General features: G+C 43.3%; 13 protein-coding genes. 8 read left to right on the top strand and 5 right to left on the bottom strand.

Translation table 11 applies throughout. The features are described from left to right. The first annotated feature begins 374 nt into the window (after positions 1-374). Entirely contained in the window at positions 375-1,391 is a 1,017-nt protein-coding gene (locus C8N47_RS18280) for a virulence RhuM family protein (RefSeq protein ID WP_107824021.1), read from the top strand. Between the two features lie 112 nt (positions 1,392-1,503). On the opposite strand, the gene ltrA (C8N47_RS18275) is transcribed toward C8N47_RS18280, so the two are convergent. Next, positions 1,504-2,760 (bottom strand): group II intron reverse transcriptase/maturase, encoded by a 1,257-nt coding sequence (ltrA, locus tag C8N47_RS18275; protein WP_107824020.1) that lies wholly within the window; start codon positions 2,758-2,760, stop codon positions 1,504-1,506. 631 nt (positions 2,761-3,391) lie between these two features. After that, positions 3,392-4,630 (bottom strand): group II intron reverse transcriptase/maturase, encoded by a 1,239-nt coding sequence (ltrA, locus tag C8N47_RS18270; RefSeq protein WP_245915757.1) that lies wholly within the window; start codon positions 4,628-4,630, stop codon positions 3,392-3,394. Positions 4,631-5,514: 884 nt separating this feature from the next. Here ltrA (C8N47_RS18270) and C8N47_RS18265 point away from each other — a divergent pair. The 5 genes from C8N47_RS18265 to C8N47_RS18245 all read left to right on the top strand — a co-directional run bounded on the left by C8N47_RS18265 (position 5,515) and on the right by C8N47_RS18245 (position 9,064). Next, positions 5,515-6,288, top strand: a complete 774-nt coding sequence (locus tag C8N47_RS18265) for a hypothetical protein (RefSeq protein WP_107824019.1) — start codon at positions 5,515-5,517, stop codon at positions 6,286-6,288. Positions 6,289-6,437: 149 nt separating this feature from the next. Continuing rightward, positions 6,438-6,806: a group II intron maturase-specific domain-containing protein gene (locus tag C8N47_RS19160; protein ID WP_107824022.1), complete on the top strand. Its 369-nt coding sequence runs from the start codon at positions 6,438-6,440 to the stop codon at positions 6,804-6,806. 267 nt (positions 6,807-7,073) lie between these two features. Further along, complete coding sequence (locus tag C8N47_RS18255) at positions 7,074-8,153, top strand: Fic family protein (protein WP_107824018.1); 1,080 nt, start codon at positions 7,074-7,076, stop codon at positions 8,151-8,153. A 351-nt stretch (positions 8,154-8,504) separates the two neighbouring features. Then, a complete protein-coding gene (locus C8N47_RS18250) occupies positions 8,505-8,750 on the top strand; it encodes an AbrB/MazE/SpoVT family DNA-binding domain-containing protein (RefSeq protein ID WP_107824017.1) in 246 nt (81 codons plus the stop codon). Next, positions 8,741-9,064, top strand: a complete 324-nt coding sequence (locus C8N47_RS18245; RefSeq protein ID WP_107824016.1) for a type II toxin-antitoxin system PemK/MazF family toxin — start codon at positions 8,741-8,743, stop codon at positions 9,062-9,064. Before C8N47_RS18250 ends, C8N47_RS18245 begins: the two co-directional genes overlap by 10 nt. Before the next feature lie 462 nt (positions 9,065-9,526). On the opposite strand, the gene C8N47_RS18240 is transcribed toward C8N47_RS18245, so the two are convergent. From C8N47_RS18240 to C8N47_RS18230, 3 genes are all read right to left on the bottom strand, one after another. Continuing rightward, positions 9,527-11,125, bottom strand: coding sequence for a diflavin oxidoreductase (locus C8N47_RS18240; protein ID WP_107824015.1), 1,599 nt, complete (start codon positions 11,123-11,125; stop codon positions 9,527-9,529). 273 nt (positions 11,126-11,398) lie between these two features. Then, the gene (gene dpp5 / locus C8N47_RS18235; protein WP_245915756.1) at positions 11,399-13,426 is read right to left on the bottom strand and encodes a dipeptidyl-peptidase Dpp5; all 2,028 of its coding nucleotides are present in this window, start codon (positions 13,424-13,426) and stop codon (positions 11,399-11,401) included. Between the two features lie 207 nt (positions 13,427-13,633). Beyond that, complete coding sequence (locus tag C8N47_RS18230) at positions 13,634-14,317, bottom strand: NigD1/NigD2 family lipoprotein (RefSeq protein WP_107824013.1); 684 nt, start codon at positions 14,315-14,317, stop codon at positions 13,634-13,636. 184 nt (positions 14,318-14,501) lie between these two features. Between C8N47_RS18230 and C8N47_RS18225 the strand changes: the two genes are divergently transcribed. Together C8N47_RS18225 and C8N47_RS18220 are read left to right on the top strand one after the other, a co-directional pair. Beyond that, positions 14,502-14,993, top strand: a complete 492-nt coding sequence (locus C8N47_RS18225) for a thioredoxin family protein (RefSeq protein WP_107824012.1) — start codon at positions 14,502-14,504, stop codon at positions 14,991-14,993. Between the two features lie 516 nt (positions 14,994-15,509). After that, complete coding sequence (locus C8N47_RS18220; protein WP_146161574.1) at positions 15,510-16,034, top strand: hypothetical protein; 525 nt, start codon at positions 15,510-15,512, stop codon at positions 16,032-16,034. Positions 16,035-16,376: the final 342 nt, after the last annotated feature.

Here is a 16,376-nt window from a genome sequence, read left to right as displayed (position 1 = left end):
TTGAACTCGGGAACAGCCTCGCAGGCCTGCTCCAGGTAGGACTTTCTGCTCATAATCAATTTGTTTAAAATTTAAAAGCACGAAAGTCGCAACATCCCGCCAACTATTCCTATTTTTAGCTGTGCAATAAGCTCCCGCAAAGCGGGTTTAGTTCAACACAGTACATATTGCAGGGCGGGGTTCGGTGGTACGCCAACTGCGGATTCTCGCTTCGCAGTTCCGTGTCCTTCGGACAGGAACGCTCTCCGAAATCCGCCCCGACAACATGTACCAACCGTTATGGGCAAGGCAAAATTGGCACATCTCAGATGTCGAAAAACTACATTTCAATTGAAAAGTAGTACTTTTACGTAGATTGATTTTTAAAATTTGATATGAAAAAGCTTTCGATAAAAGATGAATTGACCGATTTTTTACTTTACTCTGCACCAGATGGAAATGTAAAAGTAGAAGTTATTTTAAATGAAGAAACAGTTTGGCTTTCTCAAAAATCTATAGCACAGTTATTTGGAGTACAAGTACCGGCAATTAGTAAACATTTAAAAAATATATTTGAAACAGGAGAGCTTGATGAAAATTCAGTTATTTCCATTTTGGAAACAACTGCTGCAGACAATAAGACATATCAAGTTAAATACTTCAATCTCGATGCTATAATTTCTGTAGGTTATAGAGTAAATTCAAGACAGGCAACTAAATTTAGAATATGGGCAACTAATACTCTTAAAGAGTACATTATCAAAGGTTTTGTGATGGATGATGAACGATTAAAAAATGGTCGTTACTTTGGTAAAGATTATTTCAAAGAGTTATTAGAGAGAGTTAGGTCAATTCGAGCAAGTGAGCGAAGAATCTATCAACAGATTACAGATATATTCGCAGAATGTAGCATTGACTATGATCCAAAATCTGAAATAACCCAGAAATTTTACGCAACAGTTCAGAATAAATTTCATTTTGCAATTCACGGACATACCGCAGCAGAAATAATTTATGATAATGCAGATGCTGACAAAGAGTTTATGGGATTAAAAACTTGGAAAAATTCACCTGATGGAAGGATTTTAAAATCAGACACTAATGTCGCAAAAAACTATTTAACAGAACCTCAAATAAGAAGTTTAGAGCGGACAATAAGTAGCTACTTTGATTACATTGAGAGGATTATTGAAAATAGGAACGCATTTACAATGGCACAATTCTCTGAGAGCGTAAATAAATTTCTTGATTTTAACGAGTATAAAGTGCTTGAGGGGAAAGGACAAATTTCTGCGAAACAGGCAGAGCAAAAAGCATTTTCGGAATATGATCGATTTAATAAGACACAAAAAATTGAATCTGATTTCGATAGAGCAATAAAAATGCTAGGAAAGAAAAATAAGAAAAACTAAAAAAAGCCCAGCCCATAGTCGAGTAAGCTAGGGGAATTTCACCCCTAACTTCTCACAGAACCGTACGTGACAGTCTCCCGTCATACGGCTCTTATTATGCAGTCTGCTAACTTTAGGTAAGTTGCCAGCCGAGCGTCCAGTGGTAGAACAAGTACGGATAGTGGTTACATACTCGACGTAACCAGTCGGCTGCTTTCACTTTACTTCGCTTAAACCGTTTGTACTTATTCATAACCCACTTGAGCATCCGATGGTGCAGATAGTAGAGGATCGTTTTCACACAGCGATGATGGACCTTCCCATAATAATTAATCCAGCCGCGGATTTTTGGATTCAGCAGTTCTGACAAATCCTGTATTGTCCAGTGGCTCTTGTTATGGAATTCCAGAGCGCGCAGTTCGCCGGTAATCCTTACCTTGGTGCGACGGCTCATCATACAATCGTATTGTAGAAAACAGCCTCCCCTTCTCATACGCATCATAATTGGACGAAAACTGAAACCCAGAAAATCGAATTGAACCGAATAAGCAGATTGCTTTCTTCGGCCTGCTTTCATGCAGTAAGCAATCTTAGTCTTTTCCGGGTGTGCTGTAAGCCCACAGCTAGTCAGTCTTTGCTTGACGGCTGTTAAAACAACTTTCGATTCTCTCTCTGTGCGGCAATGCAGGATCAAGTCATCGGCATGCCGCACCATCCTTGTTTCCGGATAGTATCGGGCTAGCCATTTGTCCAAACAATAATGCAGAAACAGGTTGGCTAGCAACGGACTGACCACCCCGCCCTGAGGAGTCCCTTTGCCATTGGGTTGTTGGGATTTTCCATCAGGCAGCATTATGGGAGACTCAAGCCATCGCCGGATATACATCAGTACCCACTTTTCAGTTACATGTCTGTCCAGTGATTTAAAAATTAAATCGTGACTGACGTTGTCGAAAAAGGATTGGATATCTAAATCGATTACCCAAGGATACTTCTTCACATTCTTCCGTACCTCGGCTACTGCTTCCAATGCTCCTCTGTTTGGCCGATAACCATAAGAAACATCCAGAAACTCCTTCTCCAGTCTCGGCTCCAAATAGGCTTTAATTACCTGTTGGGCGACACGATCACTGACCGTTGGAATGCCTAATGGTCGTTTCTTTCCATCCGCTTTCGGGATTTCGACCCTTTTTACCGGTGGTGGAAAGTAACTCCCTGAGGCCAACCTATTCCATAGTTTATACAATTCTTTGGATCGGTTCGCATCGTAAGACTCCCAACACTGGCCGTCTACCCCTGCTCCTCCTCGATTGCTCCTTACCTTTAGATAAGCTTCCCATACCATGGTTTTGGTGATAGGAATTGACTTTGTTTGTCCTTCAAAAATCATCCTTAAAATAATTTAAGTTGTCATTAAACGATAAACTACATAATTGGAACTCTTCGCTCCACCTCCATTACAGTGGTTTCCTAACTACTACAGTTCCATCCGCCACCTGACCAGACATTGGTAATCGACTCACAGACATGTTCTGCTTGCACTTTCCCTTTTTCATCCTGACCAGGCTTCCTGTGTTTCCGCAATAAAGCCTGAATAAAGGTCATGCTCCCTTTATGACGGTTGCCGCACAGCCAGTAATCAGGTATCTTCTGTGCTCATCCCTGATAGCTCGATATCTTTCAGGTTTTGACAACAACTCACCATTTCGTCACTTCATCGGTAAGTTCGCTTTCGCTCATCTCCTTTATTCATACCTGACAGGTAGTCCTGCCTTTTCTACTATCGCTTCATGCTACTCAGTTGCCATCATAACATCATAGTAGTGGTTTGACAAGTATTCCTGAAAATCCTTGCCGGAAGGCCTTCTTCCATCTCTATCACAGTTGCGTTGACTTTGCAACTCACAGCACACATCGAGTAGACTGCCCCGCCAGTAAGAACTGACGGGGAGAGCCTCTCACGATTTATCCCGGTTTTCGGGACCACCGTACGTACGCGAGCTTCGCTCCTCCCCTTCGCTTCAAATGTCCACCGGACATTCAAATCTCGGGTCTCGTATACGGCGGTTTCCGGCTACTGCCGGATGGGGTAACTTTCTCGTAATAGGTAAGCATCGCTTCGTACCCTCGTTTTCGCAAGCGTTCCAAGGTAATAGTTGTTCCCAGAATCGGGCTTTGATCCGGCAGCTGCCGGACCAGATACAGTATCGCAGTCGATTCCGAATCCACCCGTCAATATCTTTCAGTTTGACTTGTAAACTTGCCAAGCGGAAGTAATTAAGCCAGCCCCGCGAAACTTCACCGAGCTTTTGAATGCGCTCGTCGAATCTCATTGGCGTGGTTTTACGGGTGATTACCTTTAGTTTGTATTTCAGGTTCTTCCAACTCTTGTCCGACGCAACCAGCTGGTATTTGCCTTTCTCGCCTTTGCGGTAAGTCGGCACAAAACCATATCCCAACACCTTGAAGTTGACAGGACGACGAATGCCGCTCTTTTCCCGGTTGATCGGTAGTTTAAGCTTGTCGCGCAAAAAGCGGAAGATGTCGTTACCAACTCTCCGGGCTGTCGACTTTGTTTTCAGGTAAATGCTAAAGTCGTCGGCATAGCGCACAAAACGAAGGTTCTGTCGTTTCAGCTCCTTGTCCAGCTCATGCAACATGATGTTGGACAGTAGCGGACTGAGCGGACTTCCCTGCGGAACGCCTTTGCGCCTTTTCCTCAGTTTACCGTCGATTAAAATCGGTGACCGAAGCCATTTGCGGATGAGCCGCATGGTTAGCGGACATTTCACCTTTCGGTAGATCAGTTGCAATAGAATGCTGTGATCTACTTCGTCGAAGAAGCTTTTCAGATCAATGTCGACAATGTTTTGAAAGCCGGAATTGATATACTCTTGAGCTTTTAACACCGCTTGCTGTGCATTCCGGTTGGGCCGGAAGCCATAGCTTTGATCTTCAAACTCTACTTCAAACCGGACAGCCAGAACCTGCCCGACTGCTTGTTGCAGCAGGCGATCAATTACGGTAGGAATGCCTAACAGGCGTTTCTTTCCGTTCGATTTCGGGATTTCGACCCCGAGAATAGCCTGAGGCAGATAGTTCCCCTGACGAATGTCGGACTCCAGCTGCTCCCTGTTATTACGCAGGTGCTGATAGAGTTCCTTCACGTTCATACCATCCACTCCGGCAGCTCCCTTGTTGGATACTACCTGGCGGTATGCGTGCATCATGTTTCGTCGGTTCAAAATTGCCTCAATCATACTTACTTCTTTGTTACCCTGTTCCGCCTAAGTCAAGGCTACAACCGTAAATGGTCGATCCCAAACGAATTTGGAACATCTTAATGTTCAGCCCTTCAGCTTATCTGTGAGACCTCCGCCTTTTCGGTGACGGCTCGTTTCCAAAGCCTACGAAGTCCGGCAGCTGCCGGATGACTTCTTAAAGGCTTTTAGCCTCTGAGACCTCCCCAGGTAAGAGCATCTTCCTTCTCCCAATCGCTGCCTGATCTACCACTTCGGTGCTCATTCATTGCTGAATGTTTGGGACGTCACCTCCCCTGCAAGCTGGCTCCTCCTTAAATTTGTCCACCGGACAAATTTTAACCAGTCGGCCCTGTGCTTGCTCATCCGACCTCATGGCCTCATATCAGGGCTTCGCTTTTCATGTCATCAAATGTCCACCGGACATTTGGTTTTACGATCGTAAAACTGCATTCCATTCACTGTTCGTCAGTACCGGGATTTGCCGGTTGAATTTATTTGCTCATTAATCAAGCGCAAATAACCTTCACTGCATACCTCACGGTAAACCAGCTTGCCACTTGCTAACGGTTCCCCGATGTCTCGGGACCCGCGACTTGTCCCGATTTATCGGGAAGGGACTTACACCCTCTGGAATAATTTCATGCTACACTTTATTGTTTAACCCCGGAAAAATTGTATTTTTCAATTTTATCCAGAATTTACAGTAAGTGTGCACATGCTCATGCTGGGCACACACACAGTACATATTGCAGGGCGGGATTCGGTGGTACGCCAACTGCGGATTCTCGCATCGCAGTTCCGTGTCCTTCGGACAGGAACGCTCTCCGAAATCCGCCCCGACAACATGTACCAACCGTTAGCGCGCATTGAAAAAATCAAGAATGAAACATCTACTAATTATAATCGCATTTTTCGCAGTATTTACCGTTAAAGGACAAGAGGAAGAAACATATGATTTTTCCCAAGAGATAAAGAACTATGATATTTCAGATTTGTGGACAATCAAAGAAATCAACTATGAATTTGAAGGAGATACGACCATAATTGAAAGAGCAGAACCACTTGGATACATTGGAGATAATTACCAAAGATTTTACATTCATTTTATTTCTGCAATTCAGAATCCAACAAACAGAATCGAATATTTTATTTACGGAAAAACACGTGTCAAGACAAATATATGTCCGTTCCAAGGAATGATTAAAATAAAAGAGGCAAAAGCATATGTAAACAGTTATACAGACACCAAACAAGGATTTGTAACAGGAGAATATGAGTTCTTTGAGGATTCAGACTTTAAAGGAACTGGAACTCTCAGTGGAACTTTTATAACCAACTTTTATATTGACAATTCCGGCAAAATACGATATGATGCATTAGAGTTCATTGCAGACGGTTTTGAAAATAATCAGTTTGAAGGCATCTGGACAAGCTACAAATCGAAAGATTCAAAAAAATGTAATTGGGGAGACTTTCGCATTCCAGATAGCAGTGAGTTAGATTGTGGTGCAGGAGAATTTGGTGTTGTAGATGAATATCAAGCAAATGGCTGGGAAAGTTATTTATCAGCTTTTGGAATAAAAGTTGGTGATTTAACTGTTGAAAAGGCGAGAGAATTAGAAAATGAAAAATGGTGGTTAGACAGAAAAAAATAAACAACGACGCGCTAACACTTAGCCTCTAATCAAGCGTTGCTTGCATACGCTTGGCATTGGAGGCTTTGTTGAACTAAACACTGCTCCTGGCTTAACCGACTGTCAATTAACTATTTTCGGATAGTGTTTTCAATCGGTTTTTTGTTTCCATTTCGGAAGGCGTTTGGGGTGGTATTGTTGGACTTTCAAGTCCGGTTTTATTCCTCGGACTTGACAGTGCCATCAGTACGAGCTCGAAGAAGCAAATTGCCGATAAACTGGAAGAACTGAACATTGTTGGGCTAACCCACAAAAGCCTTGTAGGGGTAGCCCAATTCCTGACCCCGTACATCTGCGGTTGGATCAACTACTACGGAAGGTTCTGGAAAAGCGCGATACACCCGATCTTTCATTTATTAAGCCGCCGCCAGATCCGCTGGGCACGCCGAAGGTGCAAAGGTTACAAAACCAGTCTGCGCCGGGCATGGCAGTGGTATAACCGCGTTCGGGAACAATTTTCCGGGCCTGTAACTGGCTAAAACATTTATATTTGTATAACAAGAGCCGGATGACGGGAAACTGTCAAAGCTTGTCCCGATTAATCGGGATGCGGTTCTGTGAGAGGCTTAGGGTGAAACTCCCTTTGACTACTCGACTACCAACCGTTACCGCAAATGGTGAGAAAGGATGTGCAATGTATAGAAAATTGAAAAATATTAACAAATCAGACATTCTTTGTAAAGAAATTCAATTTTTCTTTACAGAATAAACTATTTTCGTAAAGAAAATCTAAAAATCTTTACACAATGAGTCAAGATGAAAATTGGAAATTAAAAGAACTGCCAGTGACTGTTGACGTTGAGACGAAAGCTGTACTTAAAAGTTTACCTGCTGCTCATGCAGCTTTGGCTGAATTAAAAGGCATTGCATCGACAATTCCCAATCAAATCATTTTGGTCAATACACTTGGACTGCAAGAAGCAAAAGACAGTTCAGCAATCGAAAATATTATTACAACACATGATGATTTATATAAATCAGAATTAAAACTTGACTCATTTAAATCACTTGAAGCTAAAGAAGTTCAGAATTATATTTCTGCTCTCAAAAAAGGATTTGAATTAATAAAAACAAACGGTTTAATTACAAAAAACATAATCATTGAAATTCATAGAGAACTGGAAGGAAACAGTGCTGGTTTTCGAAAACTTCCCGGAACTGCTTTAAAAAATTCTTCGACAGGAGAAACAATTTACACTCCTCCACAAGATATCAATGATATAAATAAATTGATGACGAACCTCGAAAAGTTCATTAATGACCCTTCAATGAGTGATTATGACCCCATTATAAAAATGGCGATAATCCATTATCAATTCGAAAGTATTCACCCATTCTACGACGGAAACGGCCGAACAGGAAGAATAATAAATATCCTCTATTTAATTATTGAAAAACTGCAGAATCTTCCTATTCTGTATTTAAGTAATTACATCATTCAAAATAAAGCAGACTATTACAGGCTTTTACAAGAACTTCGAGACAATGAAAACTGGGAAGAATGGTTGTTATTTATGATTCATGGAATTGAAAAAACTTCGCGTGAAACCATTAAATTAATTATCCAAATCAGAGAGATGATGATGGAGTACAAACATAAACTCCGGGACAATTATAAATTTTACAGCCAGGATTTGTTAAACAACCTTTTTAAACATCCATATACGAAAATTGAATTCATTGTAAACGACTTGAATGTTTCAAGAATTACAGCCGCAAACTATTTGAATAAACTGGCAGAGGATGGAATTTTGAAAAAAGAAAGAATTGGAACCGGAAACTATTATATAAACGAAAAATTATTTAACCTATTGACAAAAAGATAAACCACTTGCGGCTAACACTTAGCCTCTAATCAAGCGTTGCTTGCATACGCTTGACATTGGAGGCTTTGTTGAACTAAACACTCACTCCAGCTTAACCGACTGTCAATTAACTATTTTCGGATAGTGTTTTCAATCGGTTTTTTGTTTCTACCCGCTACCGCGCGATTGCGCATCGCGTGGTCATGAAAAAGTAAGTGCACCAACTGCGGGTTCCCGCATTGCCGTTGCGTGTACACACGGACACCGACTCGCCCCAAATCCCGCATCGACAACTTAGACCAAGCCCTTCAGACTTAATTTGGAAAACAAGCTAAAAGTGATAACTTTGTAATTACATTTCAAAAGATAATCATGGAAGTTTCAGTAGTTAAAATCGGAAATTCGAGAGGAATACGGCTAAGTAAAACATTGCTTAAAAGGTATAACATTAAAGATTCAGTTGATTTAGTCTTAGAGAAAGGACAAATTGTAATTAAACCATTGTCTAAGCCAAGAAAAGGTTGGGAAAAAGCATTTAAAGAAATGAATAAAAATGGCGATGATCGATTATTATTCAATGATGTTTTTGAAGACGAAAACCTTGAAGAATGGAAATAAATCAGTATCAAATTATATTAGTCAACCTAGACCCAACAATTGGTAGTGAAATAAAAAAGACCAGACCTTGTGTTGTTATTTCCCCCAACGAAATGAATAAATATTTGAACACGATTGTAATCGTTCCCATGACTACAAGTTCAAAAAACTATCCAACGAGAATTGAAATAAAGCATGACAATAAAATTGGATGGATTGTATTAGATCAAATCAGAACGGTTGACAAACAAAGGGTATTGAAGGAACTTGGCCGGTTGAGTAAACCAGAAATTAAGGAATTGAAAGCTGTACTGAAAGAAACTTACATTGACTAAAAACAAACTACAGCTAAAACACTTAGCCTCTACTCAAACGTTGTTGCATACGCTTGGCATTGGAGGCTTTGTTGAACTAAACACTGTTCCTGGCTTAACCGACTGTTAATTAACTATTCTCGGATAGTGTTTTCAATCGGTTTTTTGTTTCCCTTCCGGAAGGCGTTTGGGGTGGTATTGTTGGCCTAGCAAGCCCTGTTTTTGTTGCAAAACCGACTATGCCCGCCAAATAGCTCCTGCTTTGCCTCTGTTTTCGGCAACAAGGGGCCCCTCCGGGCAGGCGGTTTTGGCGACCGGACATAGCTTTCCCGATTATACCGTTCTATTTTAGTGTACAAATTAGTCTATAGGGCGGTATAAGATTTCGCATGGCGGGTTCAGGGCTATTCGACAAGTGTGGTTATTATCGTCGTCCAATCCCTATATATTGGGATATTTCGTCCGATCGCGGCCGGCCTCGCGTCAATACACATCTTCGCAATAGCGCTTATCCTCGATCAATTGATTGAGAGAGCATTGGTCTACAGAAGCACTTAGCATCGCATCAATTGCAGCGCGCACATCGCGCCCCATGGCTATCGATCCGCAAACATAGATATGAGCACCGGCGTCGATCCATTTCAAGAGCTCCTCGCCCCTTCGCAGCATTAAGTCCTGCACATACACCTTTACGGATTGGTCGCGCGAGAAGGCCAGATCCAGATACTCAAGTGTGCCACTATGCTTCCATTGTTCGAGCTGCTGCTGATATAGAAAGTCGTCCGCCCGACTTTTGGCCCCAAAGATTAACCAATTACGAGAACAGGCATGCTGTTCCCGCTCGGTCAGAAATGCACGCACAGGAGCAATACCGGTTCCGGCAGCTATAAAGATCACCGGAACTGTGGGATCTGCGGGCAATCGGAATCCATCGTCGGGGGCTACAAAAAACGAAACTGCTGTTCCTGGTGCAAGCCATTCACTCAGGTAATTGGAGCAAGCTCCTTGCCGCAACCGATTTCGACGACTGAATGACAGCTGTTTAACCGTCAGGTGAATTTCGGATGGTGTATTGGGTTGAAAAGAAGCGATGGAATAATACCGTACTTTTAGCTGATCGAGCAGACCGGGGAACTCTCCCGCTTTTAGCGGATAGGGAAAGTCTTGCAACAAATCAAGAAAATCGTGTGCCTCGCAATAATGACGACATGCTTGTTCCTCCGTCAACAAATCAGTCAGATTTTCATCACTGGTCAACTCCCGATATCGCTCCAACAAAGCCCTGCTCAGTCTGGTAAGTTCGGCTTTTGTCAACAAAAACTCCCGAACCGAAAGTTCTTCCTGTACATCGACCAACTCGTCGGGCTTCAAATTCAACCGCAACAAGATTTGATCGACCAAAGCTACCGGATTCTGTGGGATGATGCCGATGGAGTCGCCCGGCCGATAAAAGACGGTCGAGGCATCGATCGACAAACAAATATGATACACCGAATCTGCCGCACGCTCATTCAGTTTCTGCTTATCGCGAATTAGTCCAACATGCCAGGTTCGGTCCTGCTTCTGCAGACTCAGAGTTTCCGGATTGTCAGCGTTGGTCAATTTTTTGACCACCGTGGATATCCATCCCGAAGCAGCCACTTCGAATGCTTCGTCGCAATCAACACGCTCCGAAAACACCCGGGCGCCAAGCTCCAGCAGGCGTTTTTCCAGCTTACGCCCGGCCTGGCAAAAATGATCGTAATCGGAATCGCCCAATGCACAAACTGAAAAGTTCAATTCAGCAAGTTCTTCCTGCATCCGGTTCAACTGCTTAAAGAAGCGAAGCGATGAGGGAGGAGGATCTCCTTCGCCATGCGTGCTGACCACAAAGAGCACTGTAGATTCATCGGCTAACGATGCCGCCTTATAGGACGACAAATTCTTCAGCCGGGCTTTTTGCCCCAAATCTTTGAGGTGCCGGAAAGTTTCACTGGCAACAAATTCAGCATTGCCCGATTTACTTCCGTACAGTATAGTTATGGTGTCTTTTGCGGGAGCCACATTGTCGCCTCCCCAAAGCTTTCGGATACCTGCAAACATGATTTTCAATTTTTCAAAAGTTATACGCTCCCCCGGCGTCGCTTCACTGAGGCATTTAAACAAGTTCAGCCCCTATTGGTTGAGCGTTTCCGTTATTTTCGGAACAAGTTATTCGCAATCAATCCCTGTTAACGGGCGATGCAACAAAAATAAGGAGCACAGCCTGCCCGGTCAATCCCAAGATCTTAGGATATTATGCCGATAAATCCCGCCGGCGCATAAAAAAAGCATCGCCAACCGGCAATGCTTTTTGATCTGGTTTTATTAAGAATTCTATTTCAGCCATTTATCCAGCCAATTTTTAAATACGCGCTGCCACAATATTCCGTTTTGGGCAGTTGTTACCCAATGGCTTTCTTCGGGGAAGCACAAAAACTGAGCTGGTATATCCTGCAAAACTGCTGCATTGAACGCCCCCATTCCCTGGGTAAACGGGATTCGGAAATCCTTCTCGCCGGTAATCACCAAGATTGGAGTATTCCACTTTTCAACAAACAAATGCGGAGAGAAGCTGTATGACCGTTGTGCTGCAGCGTTCGATTTATCCCAATAGGGACCACCAATATCCCAGTTTTCAAACCACATTTCCTCGGTTGTAACATACATCTGTTCGAAGTTGAAAATGCCGCAATGCGAGATGAAAGCCTTAAAACGCTTGCTTTCGTTATGCCCCGCCAGGTAATTGACCGAGAAGCCACCATAGCTGGCTCCAACGGCTCCCAACCGGTTTTCATCGACATAAGGTTCCTGAGCAACATCATCTATTGCTGCCAAATAATCCTGAATATTCAGGCCGCCGTAATCTTTACTGATTTGCTCCAGCCATTCCATTCCAAAGCCCGGCAAACCGCGCCGATTCGGGGCAACGATGATATAATCGTTGGCAGCCATCATCTGGAAGTTCCAGCGATAGGACCAAAACTGGCTGACGGTACCCTGCGGGCCACCCTGGCAATACAAAATGGCGGGATACTTTTTATTTGGATCGAAGTGCGGCGGATAGATAACCCAAACCAACATATCCTTGTTATCGACCGTTTTCACCCAGCGACTTTCGACCTTTCCCATTGTCAGTTGATCCATTAAACCTTTATTCACCGCAGTCAATGGCTGATCGCTACCGTTAGCCGGATCAACCACATACAGTTCAGCAGGCTGCGACATAGAGACTTTTGTTGCTAATAGCTTTCCGGTAGCTGTTTCTTCAACCGTCTGGTAATTATGCACGCCCTCGGTGAGCCGCTGAATGTGACCATCTGCCAGACTTAGGCGATAAATCTCGTCGGTGGCATGAATGTCGCTGATGAAGAAAATAGCCTGTCCATCCTTGCTCCAACTTAAATGTTCGGCATTTTGCTCCCAGTTGGCTGAATAGTTTTTCTCTTCGCCGGTTTCCCGGTTCAGCACAAATAAACGTGTTTGATCCGACTCGTAACCATCGCGTTTCATACTTGTCCAGGCCAGGTATTTTCCATCGGGCGAGAAAACCGGATTTTTATCGTATCCTTTATGGGCTTCGGTCAGATTGCGGGTTTGGCCAGTTTGCAGATCATACTCGTAAAGATCGGTGTTGGTGCTTTCGGCATAAGCTTTTCCCCGAAGCTTCTTGCTGGAATAAACGATTGTCTTCGAATCGGGACTCCAGCATAGCTGCTCAATGCCGTCGAACGGACGATCGGGAGCATCAAACTTCTCTCCTTCCAGCAAGTCTGTTCCCCCTTTAATTTGGCCACCATTCAATTCGGCTACAAAAATGTGGTTGTAGGTATAATCGTGCCACTGATCCCAATGGCGGTACATCAGGTCCGATTCCAGGCGGGCATTTGCTTTGGGCAAATCGGGAAACAAATCATGAATATCATCGTCCAGTTTCACTTGCTTGATGTAAGCAATTTTTTTGGAGTCGGGAGAATAGCAAAAGCCGGTGATGCCCCCTTCGATATCTGATATTTGCTGTGCCGAAGATCCATCAGTGTTCATCTCCCACAACTGCGGTGTTCCGGAAGCGGAGGAGATGTAACCAATTTTTTCACCATCCGGGCACCAGGCAGCATTCGACTCATTGGAGGCCGTATTGGTTAACTGTACGGGGTCGCCTCCGTCCACCGGTACTGTATACAACTCGCGGTAGCCCTTATTTTCTTCGATGTTATAGTAGGTAATTGCAAACAACACCGTCTTGCCGTCGGGCGACAGGCTGGCGTTTCCTACCCGCCCAAAAGACCATAACACTTCAGGCGTCATCACATCGGAGCTTAGCTGCGGAGTCTCCGGGACATAAGTCTTGCTTTTCTCACTCATTGATTTTGGATTTGTACAGGCACTTAGCAGAAGTGCCGATAATACGATTGTGTAAATTTTCTTCATATCCAACTTAAAATTTTCGCGACCCGAAAAATACGCTTTTAGGAAAAGATATAAAAGGACATTTTTGTTTCTCTATTTTGAAGGAATAAAAAGGCCCCTTATCTCACCGACAAAAGGCCCGAACTGGTTTGTAGCAATAAATTAATACTTATAAACGCCTTCGTAGGTATACTCAGCACCATCGTAATCAGTACTGCGAACGATATAATTCACCGAATCGCGACCTTCGACCTGCAATTGGCTTAAGTCGAAGGTTACAAAAGCCGACATCCGATAGGCATTTTGATCGCCGTTGGCATTGTGGCGGAGCTCCAGTTCCAGCGGAAGATCTTCGGCTGTTATTTCTCCCGGCTGTTTTACCAGGTTGATGTAATGAACCTGATTCGCCCCCCAATAGTGAAGCTCAAAATTCAACATCTGCTTGGTCGTCCAAACGTCCTTCACATCGATCGGATCGTTGCCAATGCTGTCCTCCACTTCCGGTGTAATGTCAATGGGTTCCTTGTACAAAACCGTACGCAGTAAATTAATTCGGGCATAATACTCGGATTCCTCCCCCACCGTTCGATCACCCACAATCGTATAATTGACGATTACACGCACATCGTTTTTATACTTTTCCAGGTTAATTTCATGCAGATTAATCGGAATAATCGCATATCCCGGATCGACGGCGATTCTGAAATCTTCGCCATTCTCGCCTGCCTGGACCAAACCAAAATCAACCCAATAGTTGTTCAGCGAATACCCATCATCATCCCAGTCGCAAGCGGTCAATAAAAATACAACAGAAAGCAAGAATGTCCATTTCATTAATCTCTTCATGGCCTAAAATATTTCGTTTATACCAAATAGATTCAGGTAAAACAAGACCGTTGCGTCATTCAAATTAAAAACAAGCATTTGAGCATTAAATATACATAGTTGAATTTTCACATATTTATGTACTCAAATTCATTTTCAAACCGTTATATTTGATCAGTAGGATTATGACATAAAAACAAAAGCAATGAAACATTTATTTGCAATACTGCTAACCAGCTGGATCACCATGGGAAGTTGCAGCGCCGATAACAATTCAAACAAAGCTGAACAAGGAGATAAAAGAACCGCAGACCAAGCAGTGTCATTAATTTCGAAGGATCAATTCCTGAAACAGGTTTGGAACTACGAACAATCGCCAAACGAATGGAAGTTTTTGGGTGAGAAACCAGCCATTATCGATTTTTATGCCGACTGGTGTGGCCCCTGCAAGATTGCCGGCCCCATACTGGAAGATGTTGCCCGAGAGTACAAAGGCAAAATAGTCGTGTATAAAATTGACACTCAGAAAGAACGGGAGTTAGCAGGTGTATTCGGCATTTCAAGCATACCGGCTTTTCTGTACATTCCGCTTGAAGGAAAACCGATGATGACCGCCGGCATTGGCCGAACCAAAGATCAGACACGCCAAATGTTTATTGACAATATCGAGTCGCACCTGCTGAAAACAAAGCAATAGCGATGTGTATTTCAATAGATCGTTAGATCTTCAGATTTCTGACTATCAGACATTCGTATTGTCTCAAATTAACGTGCTTTCGCAAATCATGCACCAAGCATGCAAAGCACTCCCCCAGATCAGCACAACAACACAACACACTGTTATGCTTGAAGTTACCCAATAAACCCACTTTGCTTTTTTACGGAGTTCCAACCCCAATTTATCGGGACGAGATTATACCTGAATGGCTCAGTCTGTAAATTAGTCTGTAAAAACGCAACAGTTCACAATATGCTCATCCTTCATATAGCGGCAAGTTGATTTGGGAGTCCTTTCGACATATTTAGACTCACCATCTCGACGATCGTTCTGCAATCTGCTATTCCGAAAAAGGACGAATAAGCTGCAACCGTTACTTTGCTCGTCAGAATCTTTGAATTGATCAACGGGAAGAAGCATTTAGTAAATACGTATCGCTCGCCGTTGGTAAATCTGATGCTTCCGGCTAAATTGCTCATAAAAACAAACGATAATATGGCATCAGAAGATCGTATTTTAAACCAGCTCAGGACCTGGACTAGCCAGGGCAATTCACCCAAACAGACAGACGACCAATCGTTGCGCGAATTCACGGCATCAGTCACCGACACACTATCGAACCTTCAGCAAAAACTCGACAGCGGAGCTATCCAAGCGTTCTACGAGCAGATCGAAAGTCTGAAGTACCTGATTGAATACTCCGATGAACTGAATAAAAACTGGTATCTGATCCGTGCATACTCCGGAGCATTAAAAAGACTGATGCAGGAAAAAACGGTTGAACACGCTGCCAAGGTATATGCCTACTACGAACAAACTTATGGCGGTCGTCGTGTATTACGATCAGAAAATTGGTTTGAACAGCAACGATGGGAGTTCATCGACGAACTGAAGACAATCGGCAGCCAGGAGGCATTGAACAAGTTCCTGGAGAAGCGGACAAAGAAACTGAACGGCTATTTTCAAGGATACAAGAGCGAGCTGCTTCTGTTTATTCAGGATCTCCAAAAACTGGGATAATCCCCCACTCTGAATTAGCAATTTTGAGACAGCCCTGCACAACATAGCCATAAAAAACACAGATGATTCCCCGGAATCACTAACTGGAATGAAAGTGTAGTAGTTTTCGACTATGCTATTGTCGTTGTTTTCAAAAGTTGTCGGGTTGTCGTTCCACATCTAGTCAAAAACAGTTATTGGCATTACAGCTTAGCACCTCTGCGTTGTAAGACATTCAGAAAAAACTACATGACTCCGGGGAATCACTAACAGGAATGAAAGTGAATTAACTTGCGGTATCTACGTACCAATAAAATTTTCTACTATGAATCCTGTCGAAGAATTCCCAAGAATCATTGAGCG

The organism is Mangrovibacterium marinum, assembly GCF_003046625.1.
Classification (GTDB): Bacteria; Bacteroidota; Bacteroidia; order Bacteroidales; family Prolixibacteraceae; genus Mangrovibacterium; species Mangrovibacterium marinum.
The sequence above is the reverse complement of the archived record's forward strand: the minus strand, read 5'-3'. Positions and strand labels throughout refer to the sequence as shown.

Coding starts and splice junctions, on each gene's coding strand:
- C8N47_RS18230 (WP_107824013.1), bottom strand. CDS start 14,317: ATGAAGAGATTAATGAAATGGACATTCTTGCTTTCTGTTGTATTTTTA.
- C8N47_RS18255 (WP_107824018.1), top strand. CDS start 7,074: ATGAGTCAAGATGAAAATTGGAAATTAAAAGAACTGCCAGTGACTGTT.
- C8N47_RS18240 (WP_107824015.1), bottom strand. CDS start 11,125: ATGTTTGCAGGTATCCGAAAGCTTTGGGGAGGCGACAATGTGGCTCCC.
- C8N47_RS18225 (WP_107824012.1), top strand. CDS start 14,502: ATGAAACATTTATTTGCAATACTGCTAACCAGCTGGATCACCATGGGA.
- C8N47_RS18220 (WP_146161574.1), top strand. CDS start 15,510: ATGGCATCAGAAGATCGTATTTTAAACCAGCTCAGGACCTGGACTAGC.
- C8N47_RS18265 (WP_107824019.1), top strand. CDS start 5,515: ATGAAACATCTACTAATTATAATCGCATTTTTCGCAGTATTTACCGTT.
- C8N47_RS18280 (WP_107824021.1), top strand. CDS start 375: ATGAAAAAGCTTTCGATAAAAGATGAATTGACCGATTTTTTACTTTAC.
- ltrA (WP_245915757.1), bottom strand. CDS start 4,630: ATGATTGAGGCAATTTTGAACCGACGAAACATGATGCACGCATACCGC.
- dpp5 (WP_245915756.1), bottom strand. CDS start 13,426: ATGAGTGAGAAAAGCAAGACTTATGTCCCGGAGACTCCGCAGCTAAGC.
- ltrA (WP_107824020.1), bottom strand. CDS start 2,760: ATGATTTTTGAAGGACAAACAAAGTCAATTCCTATCACCAAAACCATG.
- C8N47_RS18250 (WP_107824017.1), top strand. CDS start 8,505: ATGGAAGTTTCAGTAGTTAAAATCGGAAATTCGAGAGGAATACGGCTA.
- C8N47_RS18245 (WP_107824016.1), top strand. CDS start 8,741: ATGGAAATAAATCAGTATCAAATTATATTAGTCAACCTAGACCCAACA.